Source organism: Bacillus spizizenii TU-B-10 (assembly GCF_000227465.1).
Lineage (GTDB): Bacteria > Bacillota > Bacilli > Bacillales > Bacillaceae > Bacillus > Bacillus spizizenii.
This window is the reverse complement of record NC_016047.1, coordinates 2107687-2134063: the sequence shown is the minus strand read 5'-3', so window position 1 is coordinate 2134063 and position 26377 is coordinate 2107687. Positions and strand designations below refer to the sequence as shown.

The window sequence follows — 26377 nt, the reverse complement described above, 5'->3', positions numbered from 1 at the left end:
ACGTTTGAAAAAGAAGCAGAGATTAGGACAGGTTAGGGAAGGAATCTGCATGTAAACATAACAGCCACCATTAAAAAGTCAGTTAGGAGGTGAAAAAATGAACAAAATGGTATCATATCAGCTTATGACGTTAGGACTATCCAGCCTTTCTTTTGGTTTGCTTTTCGGATTTTATTCTCTCGTCACCTATCACATGCTGATGATCGCTTTATTCACAGGAGCACTTGCTTTATTATATGGTTTTATGATGTTTGGGCTTTTTGCTTTTCCGCTGCAAATGATCTTGCAGAAAACAGCAAGAACATTCAGTTTAATGTATCTATCGTTTTACATTGTACTCGCTTTCATTTCTGTATTCCTGTTTTATGCTATCAATGAGCCTGCTTCAATATCATGGATATTCCAATCAAATATTTATTATATGTTGAGTATTGCATCAGCAGTGATTTACTGGTTTTGGGATTCTCTAATCCTTTATAAACGTGTGCAGCTTACCGGGAAAATAAAGTAAATCAGGTTCGCGTTTTAGAAAAAAGGGGGGGCGCTGTACGAGAAATGACATGGATATCGAAATAAAGTTTAAAAAATTTTAGAAGAGTGGCATTCTACGTATCATAAAGGGGAGACATTGAAGATGAATATGGCGAAAGACGGAGATACCATAAAAGTTGTATTTGTGTATCAAAAAAACGAGCAGATTGAAGAAGTGACGCTTAACTCAGCGCAATTGTCTTTTATTAAACTCAAAACAGGTATGGATTGAAACATTCAGCCAGAACCTCAAAATTGAAAACACCGTTTGGTCTTACGGCAATCAGAATGTATCTTTACAAGTTTACTTAAAATAGAATCGATGTTTGAACTGAGAGGATGATCAGCTGACTATACATCTGAACTGAGAAGAGCGTGACAATGAATCTCGCTCTCCTCAGATTTGCTTTATTCACCCTGATGTTTCTCAATTAATGTGAATGTCCATTCTTTTAACATATGTTTCTGTACATATTTTTTTCCGTTTATTTCAATGTATGGAATGTCTGTCATGTCTCCAGCTAACTGTTTTGCCTCAGTTGTCGTTATTCCTAAAAAATGTCCGATGTAAAAGTGAATATCTCGTTCTTTTATAAGAAAGGTATCACTTTTTTCATATGCTTTTGGATGGTTCATTTGCTTTAAGCCTTCACCGATAAAATATCCAGCTAAAGCAACACCGATTCCTAAAAAAACGTCCATATGCATGCCTCCATTATGTCGATGTTATGTTATACGGGCTTGGCATACTCCGGGTTTCATTTTCAACCAAAAAAACTGCCAGAACGTGATTTGGGCGTTTTTTTGTTCATGCTTTTTCAATCTGTACACGTCCTGAAAAAAAGGTGGCGCCGCCGCCCATATCGGACAAGCGGTCTGGGGTAAGCGCGTTTACAAGCTGTTTTTTTCCTGTTTCATCCGCCCATAATCCTTGGCTGACTACGACCCCGGGCAGCACTTGTTCTCCGACTGCAGCGGCCAGCTCGCATTCTCCCCGACCGTTCCAAATTCGTACAGGATCCCCATCAATGATTCCATGTTCTTCAGCATCTTTTGTGTTGATAAAGAGCTTTGGCGTCCTTTCAAGCTTGATGTGCTTCGCATTGTTGGAAAACGTTGAGTTTAAGAAATTATGGTTTGGCCCCGGAACATACATAAACGGATATTCGTTATCGCATGTAAGAGGCGTATGTGTCGGTAAAGCCGGGAAACCGGCTTGTTTCATTTTCTCTGAGTATAATTCTATTTTTCCGCTTGGAGTCGGAAGTTCGCCTGGAAACAGCGGCTTTTCGCGTTTCGCTTTCATAAATGAATGCTTAGTAAGTGAATCGTAATCAATCTCCGCCAAATATGGGTTATCTGGATGGTCAAGCGCCTGGCGGATTAATTCTTCATCTGAATCTTTGAGCTCCTGGTCTGTGAACCCCATTGCTTCAGCCAGTAATCGGAACACCTCAGTGTTAGACTTGCTTTCTCCATATTTCTCAATTACTGGCTGCTGAAGCTGAATGTAATGGTGCCAGTAGGAGGTATAAAAATCAGTATTTTCAAAAGCGGATGTTGCAGGCAGTACAATGTCCGCATATGCAGCCGTTTCCGTTAAAAATAAATCATGAACCACAGTAAACAGGTCTTCCCGCAGCAAGCCCTGTCCGACTTTGTTCGCTTCTGGAGCGACAACGGCTGGATTCGTCCCGTAAATAAAAAGAGAACGAATCGGCGGATCTGTTTCCAAAAGCACTTTGCCCAGCTGATTCATATTAAATGATCTCGGTGTGCGCCCCTTCAGTAAGTCAGGCCGCTGCAAGGCATTTGTGTTATATTCTAAAATTCCGCTGTTATGCTTAATTGCGCCGCCCCCTGTGTGCAGCCATTGGCCAGTGACCGCCGGAAGACAGGCAATCGTCCGTACAATCATCCCGCCGTTATCGTGGTGTTGAAGTCCGTTTCCGATTCTAATAAAAGCAGGGGAGGTTTCGCCGTACATTCTTGCCAGCTGATACATATCTTCGGTGCTGACACCGGTGATCAGTGATACCTTCTCCGGATCATACTGTTTCACGTGTTCACGGAGCTCTTCATAGCCGACCGTGTATTCAGACAGAAATGCTTCATCATGAAGGTTTTCTTTAAATAAGATGTGCATGATGCCAAGAGCAAGTGCGCTGTCGGTTCCGGGTTTTATGGGAATAAACCAATCTGCAAGACGGCCTGTCTGGTTTTTATGAACATCAATCACGACAATTTTGGCACCTTGTTTTCGTGCTTTTTGGGCGATAGTAATTTGGTGCATATTTGTACTGACTGCGTTGATTCCCCAAAAAATAAATAGTTTCGTATGAATGGTTTCCTCAGGATCAATTCCCGCACTTATACCCATTGTATATTTATAGCCCTCTGATCCTGCTTTGCTGCAAATCGTCCTTTCGAGCTGGCTTGAACCCATGCGGTAAAAGAAGCGGCGGTCCATACCTTCAGCTGTTAATTTCCCCATATTTCCGTAAAAGCTGTACGGAAGTATGCTTTCAGCTCCCTCTTCATCAATCAGCTGTTTCCAGCGGGAGGTAATGGTATCGATTGCCTCTTCCCAAGAAATCGGTTCGAATATCGCTTGGCCTTTCGCACCTGTCCGTTTAAGCGGTGTAGTCAGCCGCTTTTCATCATAGATGCGCTCCGTCATGTTTCGGACTTTGTTGCATATGTTTCCGGCTGTGACAGGATGATCAGGATCACCTTGGACTTTCACAATTTTTCCGTCTTTTTTATGTATTAACAATCCGCACTGATCCGGGCAGTCAAGCGAGCAAACGGATTTAAAAATGCCGTTTTGTTGTGTGGCAAAAGATTTCATGGCCCAGTTCCTCTCTCTAGTTAGATATTTTGTAAGAATTATAACATTTCGGATGATAACGTCAATTCTGAAAAAAGAGATTGACATCAATCTGAGACTTCTTTATGATAAACGTATTCTTCATTCTGAAAATTACATACTCAACATTTTCTATCCAGAGAGGTGGAGGGACTGGCCCTATGAAACCTCGGCAACATTATTGTGCCAATTCCAGCAAGCGTCAGCTTGAAAGATAGGAAAGCAAGGTTTAAACCGGCGTCTGTCTGTAAACAGGACACGCTTATACATGAATCTCTTTCCATCTTCGGAAAGAGATTTTTTTATGGAAAAATATGATGAAAAGGATGTTTTGCACCATGACGGTTTTGGTTACGGCACCGTACAACGAAGAAGGACGAAAAGAGCTTGAAAAATTGTTCGGCTCAGTTACTTATCATCCCTGGAAGGAACAAGGCCGGGCATACCGGGAAGATGAACTCATTCAGCTCCTAAAAGAAACACATGCGTTAGGCTTGATTACTGAGCTTGATCAAGTAACAGACAGCGTATTTGCATCTGCTCCAGAACTTTCATTTGTGGGCGTGTGCAGAGGAATGCCATCCAATGTGGATGTGGCCGCAGCATCAAAAAGAGGTATACCCGTTTTCTATACACCCGGGCGGAATGCACAAGCGGTTGCTGAAATGTTTATCGGTAATGTGATTTCCTTTCTCCGCCATACCAGCTCCTCTAATCAATGGCTGAAGGATGGAAAATGGGACAGCGATTACTTGCAGGCTTATGTCAAATTTAGAGGGAACGAATTAACGGGAAAAACGGTCGGCATGGTTGGGTTCGGCGCGGTTGGTCAAAGGATTGCAAAACTGCTGACAGCGTTTGACTGTAAAGTAAAGTATTACGATCCATACGTACAAGACGATCATCCGCTGTATGAAAAAGTATCTCTCAAAACGGTGTTTTCAGACAGTGATATCGTTTCTGTCCATCTGCCTCGTACTGAGAAAACACTGAGACTTATTGATCGGAAGTATTTTAATCTGATGAAAGAGAGTGCGATTTTCGTCAATACTTCAAGAGCAGTTGTGGTAAACCGTGAAGATCTTTTATCTGTATTAAAAGAACATAAAATCAGAGGAGCGATTTTAGACGTTTTTTATCATGAACCTCCAGAGGAATCAGATTACGAATTCATTTCATTGCCTAATGTTCTGGCAACACCGCATCTCGCTGGAGCAACCTTTGAAGTAGAAGATCATCACGTGACGATCCTGAACGAAGCCCTCAAAAGGTGGAAGGTTGGAAAAACTCTTAATATTCCGACACTGTATAACAAAGATGAGCTGAAAACAGAGGTTTAAGAGAGGAGGTTACAGGAATGAAAAAACAAAAAGGCTATCTCGTTTTTGATATCGGCACAGGGAATGCGAGAGTAGCGGTCGTAAGTGTATCGGGCAGCGTTCAAACGGTTGAAAGGGAGGACATCGTGTATGCTACCGAGACGCTTTACCCGGACAGCCGTTATTTTTCTCCTCAGGTGCTGTGGAAGCAAGTGATGAAACTGGCAAAACGTGCGCTTTCTCGTTCAGGTGATATTGACATTATTGGTTTGACATCGACAAGTCAAAGACAGGGGATTGTTCTGATCGATCAAAACGGCGACTCTTTTCTCGGGCTGCCGAACATTGATAATCGCGGCCGTGAGTGGGAGGAGAGTATACCCAATCAGGAAGAGATATACAGCCGCACAGGCCGCCTCCCGACTGCACTTTTTTCTGCGCTCAAGCTTTATGGTTTAAAACAGCGTCAGCCCTTTTTATGGGAAAAGACTGCTAGTTTTACAAGCATCAGTGATTGGGTGACATATCAGCTGAGCGGAATTTTGACATATGAACCATCGCAGGCAACCGAAACCCTGTTGTTTGACGTGAAGCAAAACACTTGGTCAGAAGAGATGTGCGGCATATTCGGCTTTTCACCATCCATCCTTCCGCCTCTTGTAAGAGCGGGAACAGCGATTGGAACGATAACAAATGAATATGCGTCCGAATTAGGCCTTTCTATAACTGCTAAGGTTATAGCAGGGGGCGGTGATACACAACTGGCTGTGAAAAGCACTGGCGCTGCGCTTGAGGACATTGTCATCGTATCAGGGACAACAACGCCAATAACCAAAATTACTGCTGATCATGGCGACACAAAACATAAAGCATGGCTGAACTGCCATACAGATCAAGGACATTGGCTTGTGGAAACGAATCCGGGAATTACCGGCCTGAATTATCAAAAATTAAAACAGATATTTTATCCAAATGAATCGTACGAAGTGATGGAGGAAGAGATTTCTGCCCTTGCTAAAGAAGACAATGCGTGTGTGGCGGCTCTCGGTTCTTACTTATCGGCAGAAAAGAATGCGTTAACGAGAGGCGGATTTCTTTTTGATGCCCCGCTTTCCTCAAATTTAAAGAGAGCACATTTTGTACGTGCGGCGCTGCAAGAGATCGCATTTTCGATCAAATGGAACTTTGACATTTTAACAAAGGTTACTCCGTTTGAACGTGACTTTGTTTGGGTGTGCGGAGGAGGATTCCAAAGCAAAGCACTCACTCAATATATCGCGGACCTTCTTCAGAAAAAAATCTATGTCCAAGAGGGATATCATCAGGCATCTGTCGTTGGCGCTGCAGTCATTTGCAATGAAACCTTTCAATTGACGGAAGAGATGTCAGCAAATATCCGGGTGATCGAACCGCAGGACTGTCGGGTCGAACTGGCTTTATATGAGGAATGGAAGCAAACACAGCGTTTTTTTTCAGAGTCAGAAAGCAAAGTGTTGATATAAGGCGGTATGTGCTGCTGTTTTAAGGAATGAACTAATTTTCGGCTTTAACAAGGTAATACGGTAATTGATATCAGCATCTAAGGAGGAGACAGATATGTTAGATAAAATGGGAATACCGAAGCGGCTTGCCTGGGGGTTTTTAGGGGTTGTTTTGTTTATGATGGGAGACGGGCTTGAACAAGGCTGGCTCAGCCCGTTTCTGATCGAAAACGGACTTACGGTTCAGCAATCCGCTTCAATTTTTAGCATTTACGGGATTGCGCTTGCCATAGCTTCCTGGTTTTCAGGTGTATGTCTCGAAGCATTTGGCGCAAAACGGACGATGTTTATGGGGCTGTTGTTTTATGTGATCGGTACAACTGCCTTTATCGTGTTTGGATTTGAACAGCTGAACCTTCCTGTGATGTATGTGACTTACTTCGTAAAAGGGTTAGGCTACCCGCTTTTTGCTTATTCTTTCTTGACATGGGTCATTTACAGAACACCCCAAAACAAACTGAGCACTGCTGTCGGCTGGTTTTGGATTGCATATTGCCTCGGCATGTTTGTGTTTGGTGCTTGGTACTCAAGCTATGCGATCAAAGCATTCGGCTATTTGAATACGCTTTGGAGCTCGATATTCTGGGTATGTCTCGGTGCCATCTTCGCATTGTTTATCAATAAAGACCGTTTTGAAAAGAAGAAACGAAAAAGATCGGAAACAGCCGAGGAACTTTTAAAAGGAGTTACCATTCTTTTTACGAATCCTCAGGTGCTTACAGGCGGAATCATCAGAATCATCAACAGCATTGGTACATATGGTTTCCCAGTCTTTTTACCGATGCACATGGCTCAGCACGGGATTTCAACCAATGTGTGGCTGCAGGTTTGGGGAACGATTTTTCTGGGGAACATTGTGTTTAACCTTATCTTTGGAATTGTCGGCGATAAATTCGGCTGGAAAAATACCGTTATTTGGTTTGGTGGAGTCGGCTGCGGTATTTTCACCATCCTATTATATTATGCACCTGTTTTCTCCGGCGGAAGTGTAGCGGTTGTCAGCGTGATCGGCTTTATTTGGGGAGGTTTGTTGGCAGGCTATGTACCGATCGGTGCGATTGTGCCGACGGTGGCCGGAAAAGACAAAGGAGCGGCCATGTCTGTGTTGAATTTGGCTGCAGGTTTATCAGCGTTTGTCGGTCCTGCGCTCGCTTGGCTGTTCATCGGTCTCGTCGGTGCGCAAGGCGTCGTCTGGATCTTTGCGGTCCTTTATCTTGCGAGTGCAGTCATGACGAAATGCATTCATATACCTGAGGAAAAAGCAGTACAGGAGGAAACGTCTCCTCAATATGCATCTTAATCAGAAAGCGCCCTGTCTCAGGGCGCTTTTTATCATTTGTTCAGTAATGCAAGGATTTCCGATACGGAATGCTGTACAAATGGCTGATCTGGGCGGGATTTCATCATCACAGTCAGCCCGATGAGAATAAAATAAAGGTCTGCGCCTTTGTTCAGCGTTGATCTTGCTTTTTAACTCGCCTGAACGACGTATCTTGAAGTGGCTTCGTAGCCTTTCTCCCAAACAGATTCATAGCGGCTTCCAACGCTTGATCTTCATTGAATTCACGATGACGAGCCATCAACATTACCTCTTTTCGTATCGTTCAGTATGTTATTATTGTATGAATTGTTGAGGGGGCTGTAAAACTTTTCTAAATAAAAATAGACAACATATTGACAATAGAGTACGAAATGTTATGATTATAAAGACAATATATTGTCTTTTATGGAGGGAGCATCATGGATTATTCTAAAGAACTGAAAGATTTATTTTTAATGCAGCAGTCTTACGCTACACTTTTTTCCGTCTTAAACAAAATTCAATCACGCGGGGACGATTATTATGAAAGCTTAACGTCAAGACAATTTATGACGATGGTTGCCATACTGCATTTACCGGAAGAAGAAACGACATTCAACAACATTGCAAAAAAATTAGGCACTTCAAAACAAAACATCAACAGGCTTGTCAGTAGCATTGAAAAAAGAGGTTATGTCACCACTGTACCAAGTAAACGCGACAAGCGAGCGGTTAATGTGAAGATTACTGATTCAGGAAAACGTGTCATGGAGGAATGCGGTGAAAAAGCGGTGTACTTTATGGCAGATCTATTTAAAGAGTTTTCTACGGAAGAGCTGGAAATATTGTGGGTTTTATTGAAGAAGCTATACAGTTTCGATGGAGAAGAACAGGATGGTTTTGAAGAAAACGCTGCTGATTTTGATATTGAACAAAATCGGGATCATTTGAAAACAAATTTATTGCAGGAATTCGCAAAACGGAGAATGTAAAAAGGAGAAACGTATGAACAACGTGGCGGCAGTAAAAGATTTAAAAATGCAGTACGGAAACAAAACGGCGGTAGATGGGATTTCGTTTGAAGTGAGAGAGGGGGAAGTACTTGGCTTACTAGGTCCAAATGGTGCAGGGAAAAGCACAACCATTCATATGTTATCCGGGGCATTGTCGGCCAGTTCCGGAAACGTTACGATTTTGGGCCATAATGTGAAAAAATGGTCAAAGGAAATGAAGAAAGGCATCGGGATTGTGCCTCAAGATATCGCGATTTATGAGGAAATTTCCGCTGAGAAAAATGTTCGTTTTTTTGCGAGCCTTTATTCGCTTAAAGGAGAAGAACTGAAAACCCGAGTAAAAGAGGCTTTGGAGCTTGTGCAGCTTTATGACAGGAAAGATGACAAGCCTAAGACGTTTTCTGGCGGGATGAAAAGAAGATTAAACATTGCGTGCGCTATTGCCCATCAGCCGAAACTGATTATCATGGATGAGCCGACAGTAGGAATCGATCCGCAATCCCGGCATCACATTTTGGTATCGATAAAAGAGCTGAAAACAAGAGGCGCGAGCATTATTTACTCAACACACTATATGGAAGAAGCCGAGGCTATTTCAGATCGCATTATCATCATGAATGAAGGAAAAATCATTGCCAATGGAACAAAAGAAGAGCTATATAGAGAAGTGAATAAAGAAATGACATATGCTTTTCAGTTGACGCATGCTCAGCAATTAAATAAAAACTCAATTAGAGGAGTCAAAGGAGTGACAGGAGTTGATTTCTCAGACCGTCAACTAAAAGTTACCGTTCGGCAGAACCAAGATTACCTGAGTGAAATCATAGCAGAATTGGGTGCCCAGGGCTGCGGCATTCTAAGCATGAACAAAAAAGAGGCATCGTTAGAAACGGTATTTTTAGAGCTGACGGGAAGAAATTTAAGAGATTAGGAGAGCAAAATGAGTTTGTTAAAATTGATAACGTTTGATTTTATGAATATTGTAAGGAATCCGGTTCTCGTGATCGCCAATACGGCTTTTCCATTCGTTCTCATTCTGGTCATGGGCTTTGTTTCGAAAAACAGCTTTGGAGCTGGCGGTGTCAGTTCGTACGATTATTACGGAGTAAATATGATGATTTTCGCTGCGGCTTTGATCGCTATGACGGCCTCTAATACGTTTATGGAGGAGAAGGTGAAGAAAGCAAACATCCGCATTGTGTATGCGCCGGTTTCGACCACTAGTATTTATCTTTCTAAATTACTATCAACTTGGATATTCAGTGTCATCATGTACAGCGTGAATGTGTTGATTGCCCAGACGATTTTTCATTTGAACTTTGGAGGACAGGAACTCCCGTATTTCATGCTCTTATTGTATGTATTTTTATTTTTCGGCTGCTGTTTTGGCACAATGTTCTGCTGTTTGTTCAAAAATGAAGAACAGGCGAACGGGATCATGCAAATTCCGATAGCTTCTTTTGTTTTCTTTGGCGGTGTATTTTTCGGGATTCACAGATTTGGAGATACCGTCAATAACATATCGCTTCTTTCTCCGGTTAAATGGGTAACAGAATGTTCATATCGCCTCATTTATGATCACGATTTCAGTATGCTGCTGCCTGTTATGTCAGGACTATTATTGGCTTCAATCATTTGTATTGCCGTTTCGCATGTTGTATTTAAGCCGGAGGGATATGTATGCTGAGTTTATTCCGAAACAGGTGGGAGCGAATCCTGTCCAAAAAAGCCATTATCATTATTGCAGTGATCATTATCCCTCTGATGATCGGCGTTGCGATTATGTTTTCCGGGAAGCCGGTTTTCAAAGAAACAATCGCTTTTGTTACAGAACAGGACGACGTGCAACATATGCCGAGTGATTCTGCATTTAGAGTGGTAACGGTACATCAGAAGCCGAAGTTTTCTGATCTGGTGTTAGGGAAATATGCAGCCATCGTAGAAAAAAATCAACGTGATTACAAAGTGACCACGTTGAAAAGTAAAGCGGATCAAAAAATGATCCAGCAATTTTTTGAGACTGGAAAAATGCCAGGCAGCTACCGGGGAGAGGACGAATTAAGGACTGAACGGGGAAGGGGAACGAATATAGTAGGCTTTATCGTGATGCTTGTATTGATGCAAGGTGTGGCATTGACTGGGTTATATCCAGAAGACCGGATGCTCAAAACCTTCAGAAGGATTTTAGTGTCTCCCGTGCATGTGGGGAAATATTTATTGGTTCAGTTTATCTTTACGTTTTTATGTTTATACATACCCACTTACTTGGCCATCGTGATTACAAATGTACTCTTTCATGCTGAAATTGGTTTCCGTTTGGATATTCTTGCTGGATTACTGGGTGTTCTTACAGTGCTTGCAACAGCATTCGCTATCTTTATGGCTTCTGTGATGGAGCGAAACATCAGTTTGATGACAAGCGGTATCAGTGTGATCACATGTGTATTGTCAGGCTGTTTTATTTCTTTTACTCCACATTATCCAATATTAAATGCCCTTTGTGCGATACTGCCGCAAAAAGCGTATATGACTTTCATTCATGGGGTAGAAATGGGACATACAATGTGGGAATACAAGATTCAGGTTGTCTACATTTTGATGTGGTCGGCTGTGTTTTGTTTCCTTGGGGGTTTTATCACAAGAAGAAGGATCAATAAAGGGATTTATGAATAGGGGAAATAGAACATGAGATGTATAGACCACTATGCATCTTTTTTATTTTGTAAGTTATGTGAGCGCATAAGGGGTGAACATCTGGAAGGAAGTGATCAAGAATCAAGACGTCAAAGCTGGTGCAGGTCATGAATCGGACATTTAAAAGGGAAGGGGATGTACGTACAGAGCAAGATAATACCGTTATCCCCTTAATTTTAAAAGAGAATACACATTTGTATGATAAGGGTTTCCATTTTGATACATGTACTGTCTTAGGATACCTTCTTTTTGAAATCCCATTTTTACGAGCAGTCGATTTGAGGCTTCATTTTCAGTAAATACAACTGCGCCAATACGTGTCAGTCCAAGGGCGGCAAACCCGTAGGATACAACCTCTGACACGGCTTCTGATGCAAATCCGTTTCGCCAATGCGCCGGGATGATTTCATAACCGATCTCTGCACGCCTATGCTTTTGAGCCAAAGCATGAAATCCGATTGTTCCGATTAGTTCTTTGGTGTCTCTTCTTTCAATTCCCCACCGTATCCCGCGTTTTTCTTGATAAAGGCCGGCAAACGATTGAACCATTGACATGGCCTATTCTATAGATCCCATGTTTTCAATTCCGTAATGGCGTGTCACCTCATGGTTTGAAAAACAAGCAAAAATGGCTTCTGCATCTTGATCTTTGATTTGTCTAAGTGTAAGCCGATCCGTTTCTAATACAGGAAACATTCCACCACTCCCCAAGTTTGTGTTTTCGTTTATCATATCCCTTTTATTTCCTCTTTTCTATAGTGAATTCAAACCTGAGGAAGCAAAGGAACGAATTTGTCTTTCTAGTTGCTCTTTGTTTTTACTGAATTGTTTCAAACGATGGCCGTTCGCGCCTGATGGGTGGGGAAATCCGCGTAGGTAAAAAAAATTCCGGAGGCTGTGCTGGCTGAGCAGTGTTTCACAGACTGCTTCGGCTGCTTTTCCTAGCGGAATGAGAAGAGCCGGTCCCGTCACTTTATTGAGCTCCGCAGGGAAGTGCCCAAAAGCATAGGTGCTTAGGATAGGTGATCGAGTGATAGCCGGGCTGTAACCGGTATAGTTTTTTTGCTGAATGAAGACAGGATATTTGATAACGGAAGTTGTATGAAGCAAATGCCGTAAGTCTCCAAAAAGCTGTGCGGCGCTTTGAATGCCGAACGCCTGCGGCAGCCCGCAAAAATCCAGCATCGTGATAAGGTTATGCCTCATCGAACCGGAGAGACCCGCTGCTTTTTTCGTGTCTACTGCCATTTGCTCAAGAGACCGGCCTTGCCGCAGGCTTTCGGCGGCTGTTTTGTACGCTGTTTTCATCTGGGAAAAACCTGGCGTGATTCCGGCAATCACAATAGAGGCAGCCCGGTTGATATATTCATTATGAGGTGAATAGTAGATGCAAAGTTCGTTTTCTTGATGGAGACGAAATGGAGAAGCAAGTAAATCAGACTTTGTAAGCGACGAAGGAAGAGAATGCAGTTTCTCTCTGAACTCCTCTAAGCAGCTTGGGTTTACAATCATGCGCAAGCCTCCTCAAAAAATGATATCCCATTGTCCATTCTGATCGTAACAATGGGATATCATTCATTTTTATCTGCTATTTAAATGGCCTGCCTGCCACACCTCTTTGACTGCTTGAGGAACTTCTTTTACCTCAGCAGCTGTCTGCTGAAATGCGTTTTTTTTCATTTGGACATCCTGCTGAATCTTCTTTTGTTTCTGTGTCAGCAGCTGCGCTTCTGTTTTTAATCCTTCGACTTGTTTTTGCATAGCCTGCGTAACAGAGGTGAGCTCCTTTAGTGCGGGATCTATTTTTTTCTTGTTTTGAATCACATTAGCCCCTAAATAAATGATAGAAATAGCCAATACTGCGAGACTGATATAAACAATAACCATATGTTCACTCCTTTTCTTATGTCATTACCCTGTTTGCGTTTTTTTAATCAGAAGAAATGATGTTTTTACAGTTCGTTTGATTTGCGTATTGGATTTATTGTACTTATAATGTGATATCGTACATATGTAAACAAAGAAAGGGTGCTTCAATTGCAAAGCTTACAAAATAAAACCGCTCTTATCACAGGCGGAGGCAGAGGAATAGGCCGCGCTACAGCTCTTGCGCTTGCAAAAGAAGGCGTGAATATCGGGTTAATCGGCCGGACTGCCGCAAATGTTGAAAAAGTGGCTGAAGAAGTCAAAGCGCTTGGTGTAAAAGCAGCATTTGCCGCTGCAGATGTAAAAGATGCCGAAGAGGTTAACCAAGCTGTAGCTCAAGTGAAAGAACAGCTCGGTGATATCGATATCCTCATTAACAACGCTGGCATCAGCAAATTTGGCGGATTCTTAGATCTGTCAGCTGACGAGTGGGAAAATATTATACAAGTCAACCTAATGGGTGTGTATCATGTCACTCGCGCGGTGCTTCCGGAAATGATCGAACGCAAAGCTGGAGACATTATTAATATTTCGTCTACAGCGGGCCAAAGAGGAGCTGCTGCAACTAGTGCTTACAGCGCTTCTAAATTTGCGGTTCTCGGGTTAACAGAATCTCTTATGCAAGAAGTGAGAAAGCATAATATCAGAGTCAGCGCGTTAACGCCGAGCACTGTCGCTAGTGATATGTCTATTGAATTGAACTTAACTGACGGTAATCCTGAAAAGGTTATGCAGCCAGAGGATCTTGCTGAATATATGGTGGCACAATTGAAATTAGATCCGCGAATTTTCATCAAAACAGCGGGATTATGGTCAACAAATCCGTAAAAATGAAAAGCCTGTCTTACGACAGGCTTTTTTATTTGAATGTAATCCGCACTGGTAAACGTTTAACGCCAAACACAAAGGGACTAGGGATCGCTTCAAGCTTTTCATCATGATCAGCTTTTTCGATACAGGCTGACATTGATAAAAGGGAGGAAAGAGCGATGTTCGCTTCAAGCCTGGCCAATGGAGCGCCGAGGCAAAAGTGAATCCCGAATCCAAAGCTGAGATGAGGATAGGAAGGGCGGTCAATCTTAAAACAATCAGGTTCACAAAATTTGTCTTCATCGCGGTTGGCTGACGCGATCCAGCTGATAACGGAAGATCCCTTTTTGATGAACACTCCGCCAAGCTCTGTGTCTTCCGCCGCGACACGCCCGATGGCCTGCACAGGCGGATAGTAGCGAAGCGTTTCTTCTATTACATTGGCAATATTGTCTGTATTTTGTCTTACCTGCTGTTGGACCACTGAGTCTTCTGTCAGATAGCGAACTGCATTTGCAATCAAATTTGTAGTCGTTTCATTCCCTGCGACGAGAAGAAGAATACAAAAACCGATCAGCTGTTCTTCTGTTAAATGTTCTCCGTCGATTTCCGCCTGTAAAAGCATTGTCATTAAATCTTCTTTTGGTTCAGTTCTTCGTTTTGACAGGATGTCCCTGAAATAGTCACTTAAAAAAGCGTGGCCATCACGCCGATTATGGAGCATGTCAGCAACAGCTTTGTCGGAGCTATCCTTTGCTCCAGCTACAAGTACGTCGGAGTATGTTTTAATCAAGTGGCGGTCTTCAATCGGAGCGCCCAGCATTTCAGCTATGATGATAACAGGGAGGGGACCTGCAAAATCTTCAATGATATCGATTGTACTCTTTTGCCGTGCTTCTTGTAAGAGAAATGCTGTCACGTCTTTTATGCGGGTTTCGAGTTGCTTTACTGCTTTTGGGGTAAACGCTCTGTTGACGAGAGCCCGTAATTTGGTGTGTTTCGGAGGGTCCATTGTTAATATACTTTCAGTCTGTATGCCGCGTTTTGATGAAAAGAACTTGGGATTTTTCAGGACGAACTGAACATCATCGTATTTGAAAACATCCCAGCAATCCCGCTGTTGGTCATAACGGACAGGGGACTCACGCCGGAGCTTATCATAAATTGGGAAAGGAAAAAGCCGGTCTTTTTCGGAGTGCAATTCTTCCATCGGAATAAGGTTGGCGTAACGTTCTTCCTTTGAAGGGCGTGCAGTTTGATTTGTCATTCTATCATCTCCTTTCTCCATACGTTACCAAACCCTGTTTTTCAATTCAATGGACATAAAATAAAGAAAATGTAAATCGGACAATCGTTTCACATTGAAGATAACGGTGAAGATCGGCTATAATAAAACTAAATGAACTGTGTACCAAATGTTCAATATCTATTTTATATTCCGCTGCAATGATAAACAGCAAATATGAGGATTACTGGATTAACAGTCCTTAATATAAAGAAGGAAACCAATAGTATAAAATTGAATATTTAGTACATAGTGTTCTCAGTGACAGAAGAAGGGGTGCATATGATGAAAGAGGAAAAAAGAAGTTCAACTGGCTTTTTAGTTAAACAGCGCGCATTTTTAAAACTTTATATGATAACGATGACAGAGCAAGAAAGACTTTACGGACTAAAGCTGCTTGAGGTGCTTCGGTCTGAATTTAAAGAGATTGGATTTAAACCAAATCACACAGAAGTATACCGGTCTTTGCATGAGCTTCTTGATGACGGGATATTAAAGCAAATCAAAGTAAAAAAAGAAGGGGCTAAGCTCCAGGAAGTCGTACTCTATCAATTTAAAGATTACGAGGCTGCCAAACTATATAAAAAACAGCTGAAGGTTGAGCTGGACCGCTGTAAAAAACTGATTGAAAAAGCGCTCTCAGATAATTTTTAATAGAAACAAACACCCGCGCAGCAGTGTGCATCGGGTGTTTTCTGCTTTACATTATACATATTTGTCGAAAAGAAACAATACAAATCAATGATGACCTTCACACTTGACATCATTTCCTCACGTGGTAACATTTTAAACGTGTGAAAATGCGAACAAAAAAGCGAACAAAGGAGATGTTACCGATCTTTGATCAAAAAAAAGTAGCCTTTATAGGAGCAGGATCTATGGCGGAAGGAATGATATCAGGTATCGTTCGTGCCAACAAAATCCCGAAACAAAACATCTGCGTTACAAACCGCAGCAATACAGAGCGATTAGCTGAACTTGAACTTCAATATGGAATCAAAGGCGCCTCACCGAACCAAATGTGTATTGAAGACATGGATGTGCTCATCTTGGCAATGAAGCCAAAAGACGCCGAAAGCGCTCTGTCATCACTAAAAACACGTATTCAACCCCATCAATTAATCTTGTCGGTCCTTGCCGGCATAACCACCTCTTTTATTGAACAATCATTGCTTAATCAACAGCCGGTTGTCAGGGTGATGCCCAACACCTCCAGTATGATCGGTGCTTCTGCAACAGCCATTGCGCTTGGCAAGTATGTGTCAGAAGACCTGCAAAAGCTGGCTGAAGCATTGCTCGGATGCATGGGTGAAGTCTATACCATCCAAGAAAATCAAATGGACATATTCACCGGAATTGCCGGCAGCGGCCCCGCGTATTTTTATTATTTAATGGAATTCATTGAAAAGACAGGCGAGGAAGCGGGCCTCGATAAACAGTTATCTCGAAGCATCGGCGCACAGACGCTTTTAGGTGCCGCAAAAATGCTCATGGAAACAGGAGAACAGCCTGAGGTCTTAAGAGACAATATCACGTCACCGAACGGAACGACTGCTGCCGGGCTGCAAGCCTTGAAAAAAAGCGGCGGCGGAGAAGCGATTTCTCAAGCGATTAAGCATGCGGCTAAGCGTTCAAAGGAAATCAGCGACGATATCGAAAAAACAGCGGCACCGCTATCAGGAGTGATAAAGTGACGCCTGATACAAACATGAAAAGAGTCGTTGTGAAGATTGGAAGCAGTTCATTAACAAGCCTTCATGGAGAAATCAGCATTCGAAAATTAGAAGCGTTGGTCGACCAAGTCGTCAAACTCAAAGACGCCGGCTATGAAGTGATTTTGGTTTCCTCAGGCGCAGTGGCGGCGGGATATCGGAAGCTCGGATTTATCCGAAGACCCGAAAAACTTCCGGAAAAACAAGCATCAGCCTCAATCGGCCAGGGCCTGCTGATGGAAGCTTATTCAAAGCTGTTTTTGGCACACGGCTATGTTGCATCCCAAATTTTAATTACGAGAAGCGATTTTTCTGATGAATATCGGTATAACAATGTCCGGAATACAATGAATGTACTCCTCGAACGCGGCATCATCCCGATTATCAACGAAAATGATACAGTTACCGTCAATCGGCTCAAGTTTGGCGACAATGATACGCTCGCCGCAAAAGTCGCCGGATTAATTGATGCAGATATGCTTGTGATTTTATCAGATATCGACGGATTATATGACGGCAATCCGCGTACAAATCCAGAAGCGAAAAGGATGGAGCGGGTAAGTGAAATAACGCCTGACATCGAAGCGTGTGCAGGTGACACTGGCAGCGGCGTCGGCACTGGCGGTATGCGCTCTAAGCTTGATGCGTTTAAAATCGTAATGGCATCCGGAATTAAAGGATTTCTTGGTCAGGCAGATGCAGGTGATATTTTATATCAAGCCGTTCATGAAGTAGCGGAAGGCACCTATTTTGAAGCAGAGGGAACGCTTCCGTTGAATCAAAAGGAGCAGTGGATCGCTTTTAATTCCGGCCCGGAAGGTGAAATGATTTTATCAGATGATTATTCCCGAAAAATAACAAACGGCCAATCGAGTTTATATCTGGACGGTGTACAGGAGATTAAAGGAAAATTCAAAAGCGGATCAGTTGTTCGGCTGATGGATTCACAAGGGGCAGAAATCGGGCTCGGAATCGTCAATTATTCTTCTGTACAGCTTCAAGAACCGGAAAAGAAGGAAGAATTGATAAACAAAGCTGTGATTGATCAGGAAGCATTTGTTTGCCATGTAGATTTATCTTTGCCTGTAAATTAATTTGCAGTAAAAAACCCGAAGCTTCTTTTATAGAAGCTCGGGTTCGTTTTTTTATTGATACTGCTCCAGCTTAGAGAAGAATTGAATGACAAACTCATAAAAGTCATTCGCAGACGGAGCAAGCTCTCTGTTTTTTGGTTTAATGATCCCGACAGTCCGTTTTACTTGAGGGAACTCAATTGGAATTTTCACAGTAAAACGAGGTGTCGTTTCAGCAAAAGTGCTTTCAGGCAGAAGGGTAACGCCCATTCCTGCGGACACTAATCCTTTGATCGCATCCAAATCCTCACCCTCCGTAGAAACGAGAGGAGCAAAGCCGGCTTGTTTGCAAGTATCGATTGCCATCTTCCTGAGTACAAATCCTTCCGGGAACAATACAAATTGGTCGTTGCGCAAATCAATTAAATGAACCGTTTTTTGTTTGGCAAGCGGATGATTTAATGGAACAAGCGCGTAAATTTTTTCTGTGAATAAAATTTTCCCTGCTATGTCAGGGAAATTCGTCGGCACCGGCCCTAATAAAGCCAAATCAATATCGCGGTTTCTGACAGCTTCAATCAGAAACTTATAGGAGCCTTGGCGCAGCAAAAATTCGACGTGCGGGTATTCTTCTTTAAATGCTGAAATGACAGTCGGCAAAAGCTGGCTGGCAAGGCTTGTAGGAAAGCCGATCTTTACCGTTCCGCGATGCGGGTCGAGATACTCATCAATTTGTTCTTTCGCATAATCGATGGCTTTCATCGCCGTTTTCACATGAATTAAAAATTCTTTTCCGATCGGCGTGAGTTTGATATTTCTCCCTTCACGTTCAAATAAAGTCACATTTAATTCTTCTTCAAGATTTGCAATTTGTCTGCTGATTGCTGATTGGGCCACATGCAAATGATCAGCGGCTTCTGAAACGTGTTCTCTTTCAGCCACCTCCATAAAATAACGCAGTTGGCGCAGCTCCATGTTTGTCTCACATCCATCTATCTCATTTTGAGATTCTTTTGATCTAAATTATATATTGTTTATATCGTTTTGAAAACCTACAATGATTATAGAGTGTTAGATTTTATGACCGGTATTATCGGAAATTGATCGGGGGAGAGGAATTATGACGTACAATCAAATGCCAAAAGCTCAAGGTCTCTACCGTCCTGAATTTGAACATGATGCATGCGGAATCGGCCTATATGCGCACTTAAAGGGCAAGCAGACTCACGACATCGTCAAACAAGGGCTTAAGATGCTTTGCCAGCTAGACCACAGAGGAGGCCAAGGCAGTGATCCGGATACAGGAGACGGAGCCGGCTTACTGGTTCAAATCCCTGATGCTTTCTTTAGGAAAAAGTGCAAAGACATCAATCTGCCGGAAAAAGGGCGTTACGGGGTAGGAATGGTCTTTTTCTCACAGAAGGAAGATGAAAGAAAAAAAATCGAAAAGCAAATCAATGCACTGATTGAACAAGAAGGCCAAGTCGTTCTTGGTTGGAGAACTGTACCTGTAAATGTCGGAAAAATCGGAACAGTAGCGCAAAAAAGCTGTCCGTTTGTCCGTCAAGTATTTATTGGCGCAAGTTCTGATCTGAAGGACAATTTGTCTTTTGAACGAAAATTGTATGTCATTCGTAAACAGGCTGAAAACTGGGGAGTAACGGAAGGTTTTGATTTTTATTTTGCCAGTCTTTCAAGCCAGACCATCGTTTACAAAGGCCTTTTAACACCTGAACAAGTTGATGCGTTTTATTCTGATCTGCAGGATGAAGCATTCGTTTCTGCTTTTGCGCTTGTCCATTCACGCTTCAGCACCAACACATTCCCTACATGGGAAAGAGCGCATCCTAACCGCTATTTGGTTCACAACGGTGAAATCAACACCCTTCGCGGAAACATCAACTGGATGAGAGCGCGTGAACAGCAATTTGTATCTGAAAGCTTCGGTGAGGATTTAAACAAGATTCTGCCGATTTTAAATGCTGACGGCAGTGACTCTTCCATTTTGGATAACGCATTTGAATTTTTCGTGATGGCTGGACGCAAACCGGCACATACAGCAATGATGCTCATTCCTGAACCTTGGACAGAAAATACGCATATGTCTAAGGAAAAAAGAGCGTTTTACGAGTACCATAGTTCCCTGATGGAGCCTTGGGACGGACCGACAGCCATTTCATTTACTGACGGAAAACAAATCGGTGCGATCCTTGACCGGAATGGTCTCCGTCCGGCCCGTTATTATGTAACAAAAGATGATTATATTATTTTCTCATCTGAAGTAGGCGTTATTGAAGTTGAACAGGAGAACGTTTTATATAAAAACCGTCTCGAACCTGGAAAAATGCTTTTAATAGACCTAGAAGAAGGCCGCATTATCTCGGATGAAGAAGTCAAAACACAAATTGCAACGGAGTACCCGTACCAAAAGTGGCTTGAAGAAGAGCTTGTGCAAGTGAATCCTGATCCGGAATCAAGAGAGGAAGAACAGTTTACAGATCTTCTTACTCGCCAGAAGGCATTCGGATACACATATGAAGATATCCAAAAATATTTAATTCCTGTCATTAAAGAAGGCAAAGATCCTCTCGGTTCAATGGGGAATGACGCGCCGCTTGCTGTTCTGTCAGACCATGCGCAATCACTGTTTAACTACTTTAAGCAGCTGTTTGCACAAGTAACGAACCCCCCAATCGACGCGATTCGTGAGCAGCTTGTGACATCAACGATGACGTGGCTCGGTGCAGAAGGCGATCTTCTTCACCCGAGTGAGCGAAACGTTCGCCGGATTAAACTGTATACACCTGTTTTATCAAACGAACAATTTTACGCATTAAAAACGATTGTTCATCCTGATTTAAAAAGCCAAAAAATCGATGTGCTGTTTTCAGAGGATCTTGAACGCGGATTAAAGGACATGTTCACACAGGCAGAGAAAGCCATCAGCCAAGGCGTAAGCCTGTTAATTTTATCAGATAAAAAGATGAATGAACGCCTGACACCAATTCCGCCGCTTCTGGCAGTCAGCGCGCTGCATCAGCATTTAATCCGCAAAGGGCTGCGTACGAAAGTCAGCATTATTGTGGAATCAGGAGAAGCGCGTGAAGTACATCACTTTGCAGCATTAATCGGTTACGGCGCAGATGCGATTAATCCTTATCTCGCTTATGCGACCTACAAGCAGGAAATTGATGAAGGACGTTTGGATATCAGCTATGAAGAAGCGGTCAGCAAATATGGAAAAAGCATTACTGAAGGTGTCGTAAAAGTCATGTCCAAGATGGGGATTTCAACTGTACAAAGTTACAGAGGCGCCCAAATCTTTGAAGCGGTAGGAATCAGCCGTGATGTAATTGACCGCTATTTCACAGGTACTGCATCACAGCTCGGCGGCATCGACATAAAAACAATTGCGGAAGAGGCGCAGCGCCGCCACCGGGAAGCGTATCAGGATGATTTCAGCAAAACGCTTGAATCAGGAAGTGACTTCCAATGGAGAAACGGCGGAGAGCATCATGCGTTTAACCCGAAAACGATTCATACCTTGCAATGGGCATGCCGCAGAAATGATTACAATCTGTTTAAACAATATACAAAAGCGGCAGATGAAGAGCGAATCGGATTTTTACGGAACTTGTTTGGATTTGACGGAAACCGAAAGCCGCTGAAATTAGAAGAAGTCGAATCCGCTGAATCGATTGTCAAACGCTTTAAAACAGGTGCGATGTCATTTGGATCCTTGAGTAAGGAAGCGCACGAAGCTTTAGCAATCGCAATGAACCGTCTTGGCGGAAAAAGCAACAGCGGTGAGGGCGGAGAAGATCCAAAACGCTTTGTTCCAGATGAAAACGGTGATGACAGAAGAAGTGCAATCAAACAAATTGCATCCGGACGTTTCGGTGTCAAAAGCCATTACCTCGTCAATGCAGATGAGCTGCAGATTAAAATGGCGCAAGGCGCTAAGCCGGGTGAGGGCGGGCAGCTGCCTGGCAATAAAGTATATCCTTGGGTTGCCAATGTCCGTGGATCAACGCCTGGTGTCGGATTAATCTCACCACCGCCGCACCATGACATTTATTCGATTGAGGATTTGGCCCAGCTGATCCACGATTTGAAAAATGCCAACCGTGACGCAAGAATCAGCGTGAAGCTGGTGTCAAAAGCAGGCGTAGGCACAATTGCTGCAGGTGTTGCCAAAGCGACTGCCGATGTCATTGTAATCAGCGGTTACGATGGAGGTACAGGTGCCTCTCCGAAAACCAGTATTAAACATACAGGGCTTCCGTGGGAGCTTGGCCTCGCAGAAGCACATCAAACATTAATGCTGAACGGACTCCGTGACCGTGTTGTATTAGAAACAGACGGAAAGCTCATGACGGGCCGAGACGTTGTGATGGCTGCCTTGCTCGGAGCTGAAGAATTCGGTTTCGCAACGGCTCCATTAGTTGTACTCGGTTGTGTCATGATGCGTGCCTGCCATTTGGATACATGTCCTGTCGGGGTAGCGACACAAAATCCAGAGCTTCGCAAAAAGTTCATGGGAGATCCTGATCATATTGTGAACTATATGTTGTTCATTGCTGAAGAAGTTCGTGAGTACATGGCTGCGTTAGGCTTCAAGACATTTGATGAAATGATCGGCCGCACTGACGTACTTCATGTGAGTGAACGCGCGAAGGCGCACTGGAAGGCAAGCCAGCTTGATTTGTCTACACTTCTTTATCAGCCTGAAGGCGTACGAACATTCCAATCGCCACAAAATCATAAAATTGATCAATCACTTGATATCACAGCGATTCTCCCGGCCGTACAAGAAGCCATCGAGTCTGGAAAAGAAGCGGATGTTTCTATCGCAATTAACAATACAAACCGTGTAGCCGGAACGATAACAGGCAGTGAAATTTCAAAACGCTACGGAGAAGAAGGGCTTCCTGAAGATACGATCAAGCTGCAGTTTACCGGATCAGCCGGACAAAGCTTTGGAGCCTTCGTTCCTAAAGGAATGACGCTTTATTTGGATGGAGACTCAAATGATTATGTCGGAAAAGGGCTTTCTGGCGGAAAAATCATCGTCAAGTCACCGGAAGGATTCAATTCCGCTTCAGATGACAACGTCATTATCGGCAACGTGGCTTTCTACGGTGCGACAAGCGGAGAAGCATACATTAACGGACGTGCGGGTGAACGCTTTGCCGTTCGGAATAGCGGTGTGAACGTGGTTGTAGAAGGTATTGGTGACCACGGCTGTGAATACATGACTGGCGGCAGTGTTGTCGTACTCGGTGATGTAGGCAAAAACTTCGCTGCAGGTATGTCCGGCGGAATCGCTTATGTTCTCGCCGAAGATGTAAAAGCGTTTAAACGCAAATGCAATCTTGAAATGATTTTATTTGAATCATTAGAGGATGAGGAAGAAATCGAACAAATTAAAGCAATGCTTGAAAAACATGCTGGGTATACAAACAGCCAAAAAGCGGCAGACCTGCTTGATCAGTGGGAAAACAGCGTGAAAAAATTTGTCAAAGTCATTCCGAAAAACTATAAACAAATGCTGGCGAGCATCGAAGAGCAAAAAGCTGCAGGTTTATCAGATGAAGAAGCCGTCATGTTCGCATTTGAAGCCAACACGAAGCCAAAGCAGAATACAGCAACATCGGGACAAAAACAAGCGGTAGTGCAGTAAGGAAGGGGAGAGGAACATGGGGAAACCAACTGGATTTATGGAGATCAAGCGAGAAAAACCTGCTGAGCGGGACCCTCTCACTCGCTTAAAGGATTGGAAAGAATATTCTGCTCCTTTTTCAGAAGAAGCATCGAAACGTCAGGGGGCGCGGTGTATGGATTGCGGTACGCCGTTTTGCCAGATCGGTGCGGACATTAACGGATTTACATCCGGCTGTCCAATTTACAACTTAATTCCTGAATGGAATGATCTTGTCTACCGGGGCAGATGGAAAGAAGCATTGGAACGTCTTTTGAAAACAAACAACTTTCCTGAATTCACTGGGCGGGTATGTCCCGCTCCTTGTGAAGGTTCATGTACATTAGCGATTTCAGACCCGGCCGTATCAATTAAAAACATTGAGCGGACCATTATCGACAAAGGATTTGAGAACGGCTGGATTCAGCCTAGAATTCCCAAAAAACGAACAGGCAAAAAAGTGGCCATCGTCGGGTCGGGCCCAGCCGGACTGGCGAGTGCAGACCAGCTGAATCAAGCAGGACATTCCGTCACTGTTTTTGAGCGCTCAGACAGAGCCGGCGGCCTTTTAACATACGGCATTCCGAACATGAAGCTTGAGAAGGGGATTGTAGAACGCCGGGTTAAATTGCTGACGCAAGAAGGAATTGATTTTGTCACGAACACAGAAATCGGCGTTGACATTACAGCTGATGAGCTGAAGGAGCAATTTGACGCTGTGATTCTGTGCACAGGCGCTCAAAAACAGCGGGATCTATTAATTGAAGGACGCGACTCAAAAGGAGTTCATTATGCGATGGACTACCTGACACTCGCAACAAAAAGCTATTTAGATTCTAACTTTAAAGACAAGCAATTCATTGATGCCAAAGGGAAAGATGTCATCGTAATCGGAGGAGGAGACACAGGAGCTGACTGTGTCGCTACTGCTCTCCGACAAAAAGCCAAAAGCGTGCATCAATTCGGCAAACACCCGAAACTTCCGCCAGCCCGCACGAATGACAATATGTGGCCTGAACAGCCGCACATCTTTACGCTTGAATATGCGTATGAAGAAGCGGAAGCAAAATTCGGAAGAGATCCGAGGGAATACTCCATTCAAACGAAAAAATTGGTTGCGGATAAACATGGCAAGCTGAAAGAGCTTCATACTATTCAAATGGAGAAAGTGAAAAATGAGCACGGAAAATACGAGTTCCGCGAGCTTCCTGGAACGGAAAAAGTATGGCCTGCTCAGCTTGTCTTCATCGCTATTGGCTTTGAAGGCACAGAACAGCCGCTGTTGAAACAGTTCGGTGTTGATTCTGTAAATAACAAAATCAGCGCAACATATGGGGATTATCAAACAAATATCGATGGCGTATTCGCCGCAGGGGATGCAAGAAGAGGCCAAAGCTTAATCGTATGGGCGATTAATGAAGGCCGTGAAGTGGCGCGTGAAGTGGATCGATACTTGATGGGGAGTTCAGTTCTTCCGTAAATAAAGGGGATTATGATATAAAGGAAACCGGTCTGATTGCCAGCCGGTTTCTTTTTTATTCCATTATGATTCCGATGTTTCCAAACTGTCTGCCTTCCTGCATTCTCGTATATGCTTCACATACTTTTTCTAAAGGATATGTGCGGTCTATTACAGGTCGCAGCTTATGTTTTTCAATAAAAGCCAGCATATCGTGAAATTCTTCACAGCTCCCCATTGATGTTCCCAATATATTGATCTGAGGAAAGAATAAAGAACGTACTGGAAAACAGAGATCGTCACCTGAGCTTGCCCCGAAGCTGACAATACGGCCGTTCGGTTTTACATGGCGGAAGTATTCCGAAAAGAGGGCAGGGCCTATACTGTCAAGAACAACATCAGCCCTTTTTTCCTGCAACTGTTCATCCCAATTGCTGTAACTATCAAATGCATAATCAGCACCTAATTGCAGCGCCCTGTTTCTTTTCTCCTCACTGCGGGAAGTCACGCTTACGGTTGCTCCAATCGCTTTAGCCATGAACATAGCGTAGGTTGCAACACCGCTGCCGATGCCGGGTATCAATAGATGCTCGCCTTTTTTCAATTGGGCTTTCGTAAACAGGGCTCGATATGCAGTTAAAGCTGATAAAGGTAAAACGCCTGCTTCTTCCCAGGATAAATAAGAAGGTTTTTTGATCGCATTTTGTGAAGGGATGTTCACGTATTCAGCAAGCGTTCCGTCAGAAGGGCCTCCCAGAATCTCAGGTACAGCCGGTACGTTCTCTTTCAAATCCCAGTTCAATGTCGGGAAAATAATTACTTCTGTTTGAATAGCAACGTTTTTGACGCCTTCACCAACCTCTTCAATGATCCCGGCGCCGTCAGATCCCAGTATCACATGAGGATCTCGTTCAGACTTGTTTTTCATAAGAAACAGGTCACGGTGATTTAGACCTGCCGATTTTAATTTTACCTTTACCTCTCCGTATCCGGGCTTTTTTGATGGAACCTCTTGAAATGATAATCCCTGAAGTCCGGTTTTTCCGTTGTGAATTACAGCTTTCATGCTGTCTGCCTCCTCATTGAATTGTATTTTCATATCTTTACATATTTTACATAGCGGTTTTCTTCAAGTAAAATGAAC

Annotated in this window: 21 protein-coding genes, 2 pseudogenes and 1 riboswitch; of the genes and pseudogenes, 15 read left to right on the top strand and 8 right to left on the bottom strand. The window is 43.3% G+C overall.

The annotated features are described in order from the left end of the window. The first annotated feature begins 97 nt into the window (after nt 1-97). Together GYO_RS32305 and GYO_RS44240 are read left to right on the top strand one after the other, a co-directional pair. Entirely contained in the window at nt 98-511 is a 414-nt protein-coding gene (locus tag GYO_RS32305; protein ID WP_014114000.1) for a UPF0715 family protein, read from the top strand. Nucleotides 512-634: 123 nt separating this feature from the next. After that, nucleotides 635-763 carry a hypothetical protein gene (locus tag GYO_RS44240; RefSeq protein ID WP_014113999.1) on the top strand — a complete coding sequence of 43 codons (129 nt, stop codon included), beginning with the start codon at nt 635-637 and terminating at the stop codon, nt 761-763. Nucleotides 764-939: 176 nt separating this feature from the next. Here the strand turns inward: GYO_RS44240 and GYO_RS32295 are convergent, their stop codons facing one another. Together GYO_RS32295 and GYO_RS32290 are read right to left on the bottom strand one after the other, a co-directional pair. Next, nucleotides 940-1233, bottom strand: coding sequence for a hypothetical protein (locus GYO_RS32295; protein WP_014113998.1), 294 nt, complete (start codon nt 1231-1233; stop codon nt 940-942). 106 nt (nt 1234-1339) lie between these two features. Next, complete coding sequence (locus tag GYO_RS32290; protein WP_014113997.1) at nt 1340-3382, bottom strand: molybdopterin oxidoreductase family protein; 2043 nt, start codon at nt 3380-3382, stop codon at nt 1340-1342. Between the two features lie 147 nt (nt 3383-3529). Then, a riboswitch (SAM riboswitch) is annotated at nt 3530-3621 on the top strand. Between the two features lie 93 nt (nt 3622-3714). On the opposite strand from GYO_RS32290, the gene GYO_RS32285 reads away from it, so the two are divergent. The 7 genes from GYO_RS32285 (at nt 3715) to GYO_RS32255 (ending at nt 11246) form a co-directional block, all read left to right on the top strand. Beyond that, the gene (locus GYO_RS32285) at nt 3715-4740 is read left to right on the top strand and encodes a 2-hydroxyacid dehydrogenase (protein WP_080010082.1); all 1026 of its coding nucleotides are present in this window, start codon (nt 3715-3717) and stop codon (nt 4738-4740) included. A 17-nt stretch (nt 4741-4757) separates the two neighbouring features. Next, nucleotides 4758-6221, top strand: a complete 1464-nt coding sequence (locus GYO_RS32280; protein WP_014113995.1) for an FGGY-family carbohydrate kinase — start codon at nt 4758-4760, stop codon at nt 6219-6221. A 94-nt stretch (nt 6222-6315) separates the two neighbouring features. Further along, the gene (locus GYO_RS32275; protein ID WP_014113994.1) at nt 6316-7560 is read left to right on the top strand and encodes an MFS transporter; all 1245 of its coding nucleotides are present in this window, start codon (nt 6316-6318) and stop codon (nt 7558-7560) included. A 440-nt stretch (nt 7561-8000) separates the two neighbouring features. Next, a complete protein-coding gene (locus GYO_RS32270) occupies nt 8001-8552 on the top strand; it encodes a MarR family winged helix-turn-helix transcriptional regulator (RefSeq protein ID WP_014113993.1) in 552 nt (183 codons plus the stop codon). Between the two features lie 13 nt (nt 8553-8565). Beyond that, the gene (locus GYO_RS32265) at nt 8566-9504 is read left to right on the top strand and encodes an ABC transporter ATP-binding protein (protein WP_014113992.1); all 939 of its coding nucleotides are present in this window, start codon (nt 8566-8568) and stop codon (nt 9502-9504) included. 9 nt (nt 9505-9513) lie between these two features. Then, entirely contained in the window at nt 9514-10260 is a 747-nt protein-coding gene (locus GYO_RS32260) for an ABC transporter permease (RefSeq protein ID WP_014113991.1), read from the top strand. Further along, a complete protein-coding gene (locus tag GYO_RS32255; protein WP_014113990.1) occupies nt 10254-11246 on the top strand; it encodes an ABC transporter permease in 993 nt (330 codons plus the stop codon). The genes GYO_RS32260 and GYO_RS32255 overlap by 7 nt, the downstream gene beginning before the upstream one ends. Before the next feature lie 183 nt (nt 11247-11429). Here GYO_RS32255 and GYO_RS32250 read toward each other — a convergent pair. From GYO_RS32250 to GYO_RS32240, 3 genes and pseudogenes are all read right to left on the bottom strand, one after another. Then, nucleotides 11430-11963, bottom strand: a pseudogene (locus GYO_RS32250) (GNAT family N-acetyltransferase). Nucleotides 11964-12006: 43 nt separating this feature from the next. Then, nucleotides 12007-12779 (bottom strand): annotated as a pseudogene (locus tag GYO_RS32245) (hypothetical protein). 69 nt (nt 12780-12848) lie between these two features. After that, nucleotides 12849-13154 (bottom strand): DUF948 domain-containing protein, encoded by a 306-nt coding sequence (locus tag GYO_RS32240; protein WP_014113988.1) that lies wholly within the window; start codon nt 13152-13154, stop codon nt 12849-12851. A gap of 150 nt (nt 13155-13304) precedes the next feature. Here GYO_RS32240 and GYO_RS32235 point away from each other — a divergent pair, with 150 nt between their 5' ends. Next, nucleotides 13305-14021, top strand: coding sequence for a 3-ketoacyl-ACP reductase (locus GYO_RS32235; protein WP_014113987.1), 717 nt, complete (start codon nt 13305-13307; stop codon nt 14019-14021). 31 nt (nt 14022-14052) lie between these two features. Here the strand turns inward: GYO_RS32235 and GYO_RS32230 are convergent, their stop codons facing one another. Next, nucleotides 14053-15270, bottom strand: coding sequence for a cytochrome P450 (locus GYO_RS32230; protein WP_014113986.1), 1218 nt, complete (start codon nt 15268-15270; stop codon nt 14053-14055). A 303-nt stretch (nt 15271-15573) separates the two neighbouring features. On the opposite strand from GYO_RS32230, the gene rtp reads away from it, so the two are divergent. From rtp to proB, 3 genes are all read left to right on the top strand, one after another. Beyond that, nucleotides 15574-15942: a replication termination protein gene (gene rtp, locus GYO_RS32225; RefSeq protein ID WP_003220337.1), complete on the top strand. Its 369-nt coding sequence runs from the start codon at nt 15574-15576 to the stop codon at nt 15940-15942. Nucleotides 15943-16088: 146 nt separating this feature from the next. After that, a complete protein-coding gene (gene proC / locus GYO_RS32220) occupies nt 16089-16982 on the top strand; it encodes a pyrroline-5-carboxylate reductase (RefSeq protein WP_079288164.1) in 894 nt (297 codons plus the stop codon). Beyond that, the gene (gene proB, locus GYO_RS32215) at nt 16979-18094 is read left to right on the top strand and encodes a glutamate 5-kinase (protein WP_014113983.1); all 1116 of its coding nucleotides are present in this window, start codon (nt 16979-16981) and stop codon (nt 18092-18094) included. The genes proC and proB overlap by 4 nt, the downstream gene beginning before the upstream one ends. Before the next feature lie 51 nt (nt 18095-18145). Here proB and gltC read toward each other — a convergent pair whose 3' ends face one another. Beyond that, nucleotides 18146-19048, bottom strand: a complete 903-nt coding sequence (gene gltC, locus GYO_RS32210; RefSeq protein WP_014113982.1) for a glutamate biosynthesis transcriptional regulator GltC — start codon at nt 19046-19048, stop codon at nt 18146-18148. Between the two features lie 145 nt (nt 19049-19193). Between gltC and gltB the strand changes: the two genes are divergently transcribed. Together gltB and gltD are read left to right on the top strand one after the other, a co-directional pair. Beyond that, nucleotides 19194-23756 carry a glutamate synthase large subunit gene (gene gltB / locus GYO_RS32205; RefSeq protein WP_014113981.1) on the top strand — a complete coding sequence of 1521 codons (4563 nt, stop codon included), beginning with the start codon at nt 19194-19196 and terminating at the stop codon, nt 23754-23756. A 16-nt stretch (nt 23757-23772) separates the two neighbouring features. Then, nucleotides 23773-25254: a glutamate synthase small subunit gene (gene gltD, locus GYO_RS32200; RefSeq protein ID WP_014113980.1), complete on the top strand. Its 1482-nt coding sequence runs from the start codon at nt 23773-23775 to the stop codon at nt 25252-25254. Nucleotides 25255-25309: 55 nt separating this feature from the next. Here the strand turns inward: gltD and GYO_RS32195 are convergent, their stop codons facing one another. Continuing rightward, complete coding sequence (locus GYO_RS32195; RefSeq protein WP_014113979.1) at nt 25310-26299, bottom strand: zinc-binding dehydrogenase; 990 nt, start codon at nt 26297-26299, stop codon at nt 25310-25312. Nucleotides 26300-26377: the final 78 nt, after the last annotated feature.

Bases quoted from the DNA above. Each gene is read 5' to 3' on its own strand.
- GYO_RS32305 (WP_014114000.1), top strand. From the start codon at position 98: ATGAACAAAATGGTATCATATCAGCTTATGACGTTAGGACTATCCAGC.
- GYO_RS32265 (WP_014113992.1), top strand. From the start codon at position 8,566: ATGAACAACGTGGCGGCAGTAAAAGATTTAAAAATGCAGTACGGAAAC.
- GYO_RS32275 (WP_014113994.1), top strand. From the start codon at position 6,316: ATGTTAGATAAAATGGGAATACCGAAGCGGCTTGCCTGGGGGTTTTTA.
- GYO_RS32195 (WP_014113979.1), bottom strand. From the start codon at position 26,299: ATGAAAGCTGTAATTCACAACGGAAAAACCGGACTTCAGGGATTATCA.
- GYO_RS32230 (WP_014113986.1), bottom strand. From the start codon at position 15,270: ATGACAAATCAAACTGCACGCCCTTCAAAGGAAGAACGTTACGCCAAC.
- proC (WP_079288164.1), top strand. From the start codon at position 16,089: ATGCGAACAAAAAAGCGAACAAAGGAGATGTTACCGATCTTTGATCAA.
- rtp (WP_003220337.1), top strand. From the start codon at position 15,574: ATGAAAGAGGAAAAAAGAAGTTCAACTGGCTTTTTAGTTAAACAGCGC.
- GYO_RS32255 (WP_014113990.1), top strand. From the start codon at position 10,254: ATGCTGAGTTTATTCCGAAACAGGTGGGAGCGAATCCTGTCCAAAAAA.
- GYO_RS44240 (WP_014113999.1), top strand. From the start codon at position 635: ATGAATATGGCGAAAGACGGAGATACCATAAAAGTTGTATTTGTGTAT.
- GYO_RS32270 (WP_014113993.1), top strand. From the start codon at position 8,001: ATGGATTATTCTAAAGAACTGAAAGATTTATTTTTAATGCAGCAGTCT.
- GYO_RS32290 (WP_014113997.1), bottom strand. From the start codon at position 3,382: ATGAAATCTTTTGCCACACAACAAAACGGCATTTTTAAATCCGTTTGC.
- gltB (WP_014113981.1), top strand. From the start codon at position 19,194: ATGACGTACAATCAAATGCCAAAAGCTCAAGGTCTCTACCGTCCTGAA.
- GYO_RS32280 (WP_014113995.1), top strand. From the start codon at position 4,758: ATGAAAAAACAAAAAGGCTATCTCGTTTTTGATATCGGCACAGGGAAT.
- GYO_RS32240 (WP_014113988.1), bottom strand. From the start codon at position 13,154: ATGGTTATTGTTTATATCAGTCTCGCAGTATTGGCTATTTCTATCATT.
- GYO_RS32295 (WP_014113998.1), bottom strand. From the start codon at position 1,233: ATGGACGTTTTTTTAGGAATCGGTGTTGCTTTAGCTGGATATTTTATC.
- GYO_RS32285 (WP_080010082.1), top strand. From the start codon at position 3,715: ATGATGAAAAGGATGTTTTGCACCATGACGGTTTTGGTTACGGCACCG.
- gltD (WP_014113980.1), top strand. From the start codon at position 23,773: ATGGGGAAACCAACTGGATTTATGGAGATCAAGCGAGAAAAACCTGCT.
- GYO_RS32260 (WP_014113991.1), top strand. From the start codon at position 9,514: ATGAGTTTGTTAAAATTGATAACGTTTGATTTTATGAATATTGTAAGG.
- gltC (WP_014113982.1), bottom strand. From the start codon at position 19,048: ATGGAGCTGCGCCAACTGCGTTATTTTATGGAGGTGGCTGAAAGAGAA.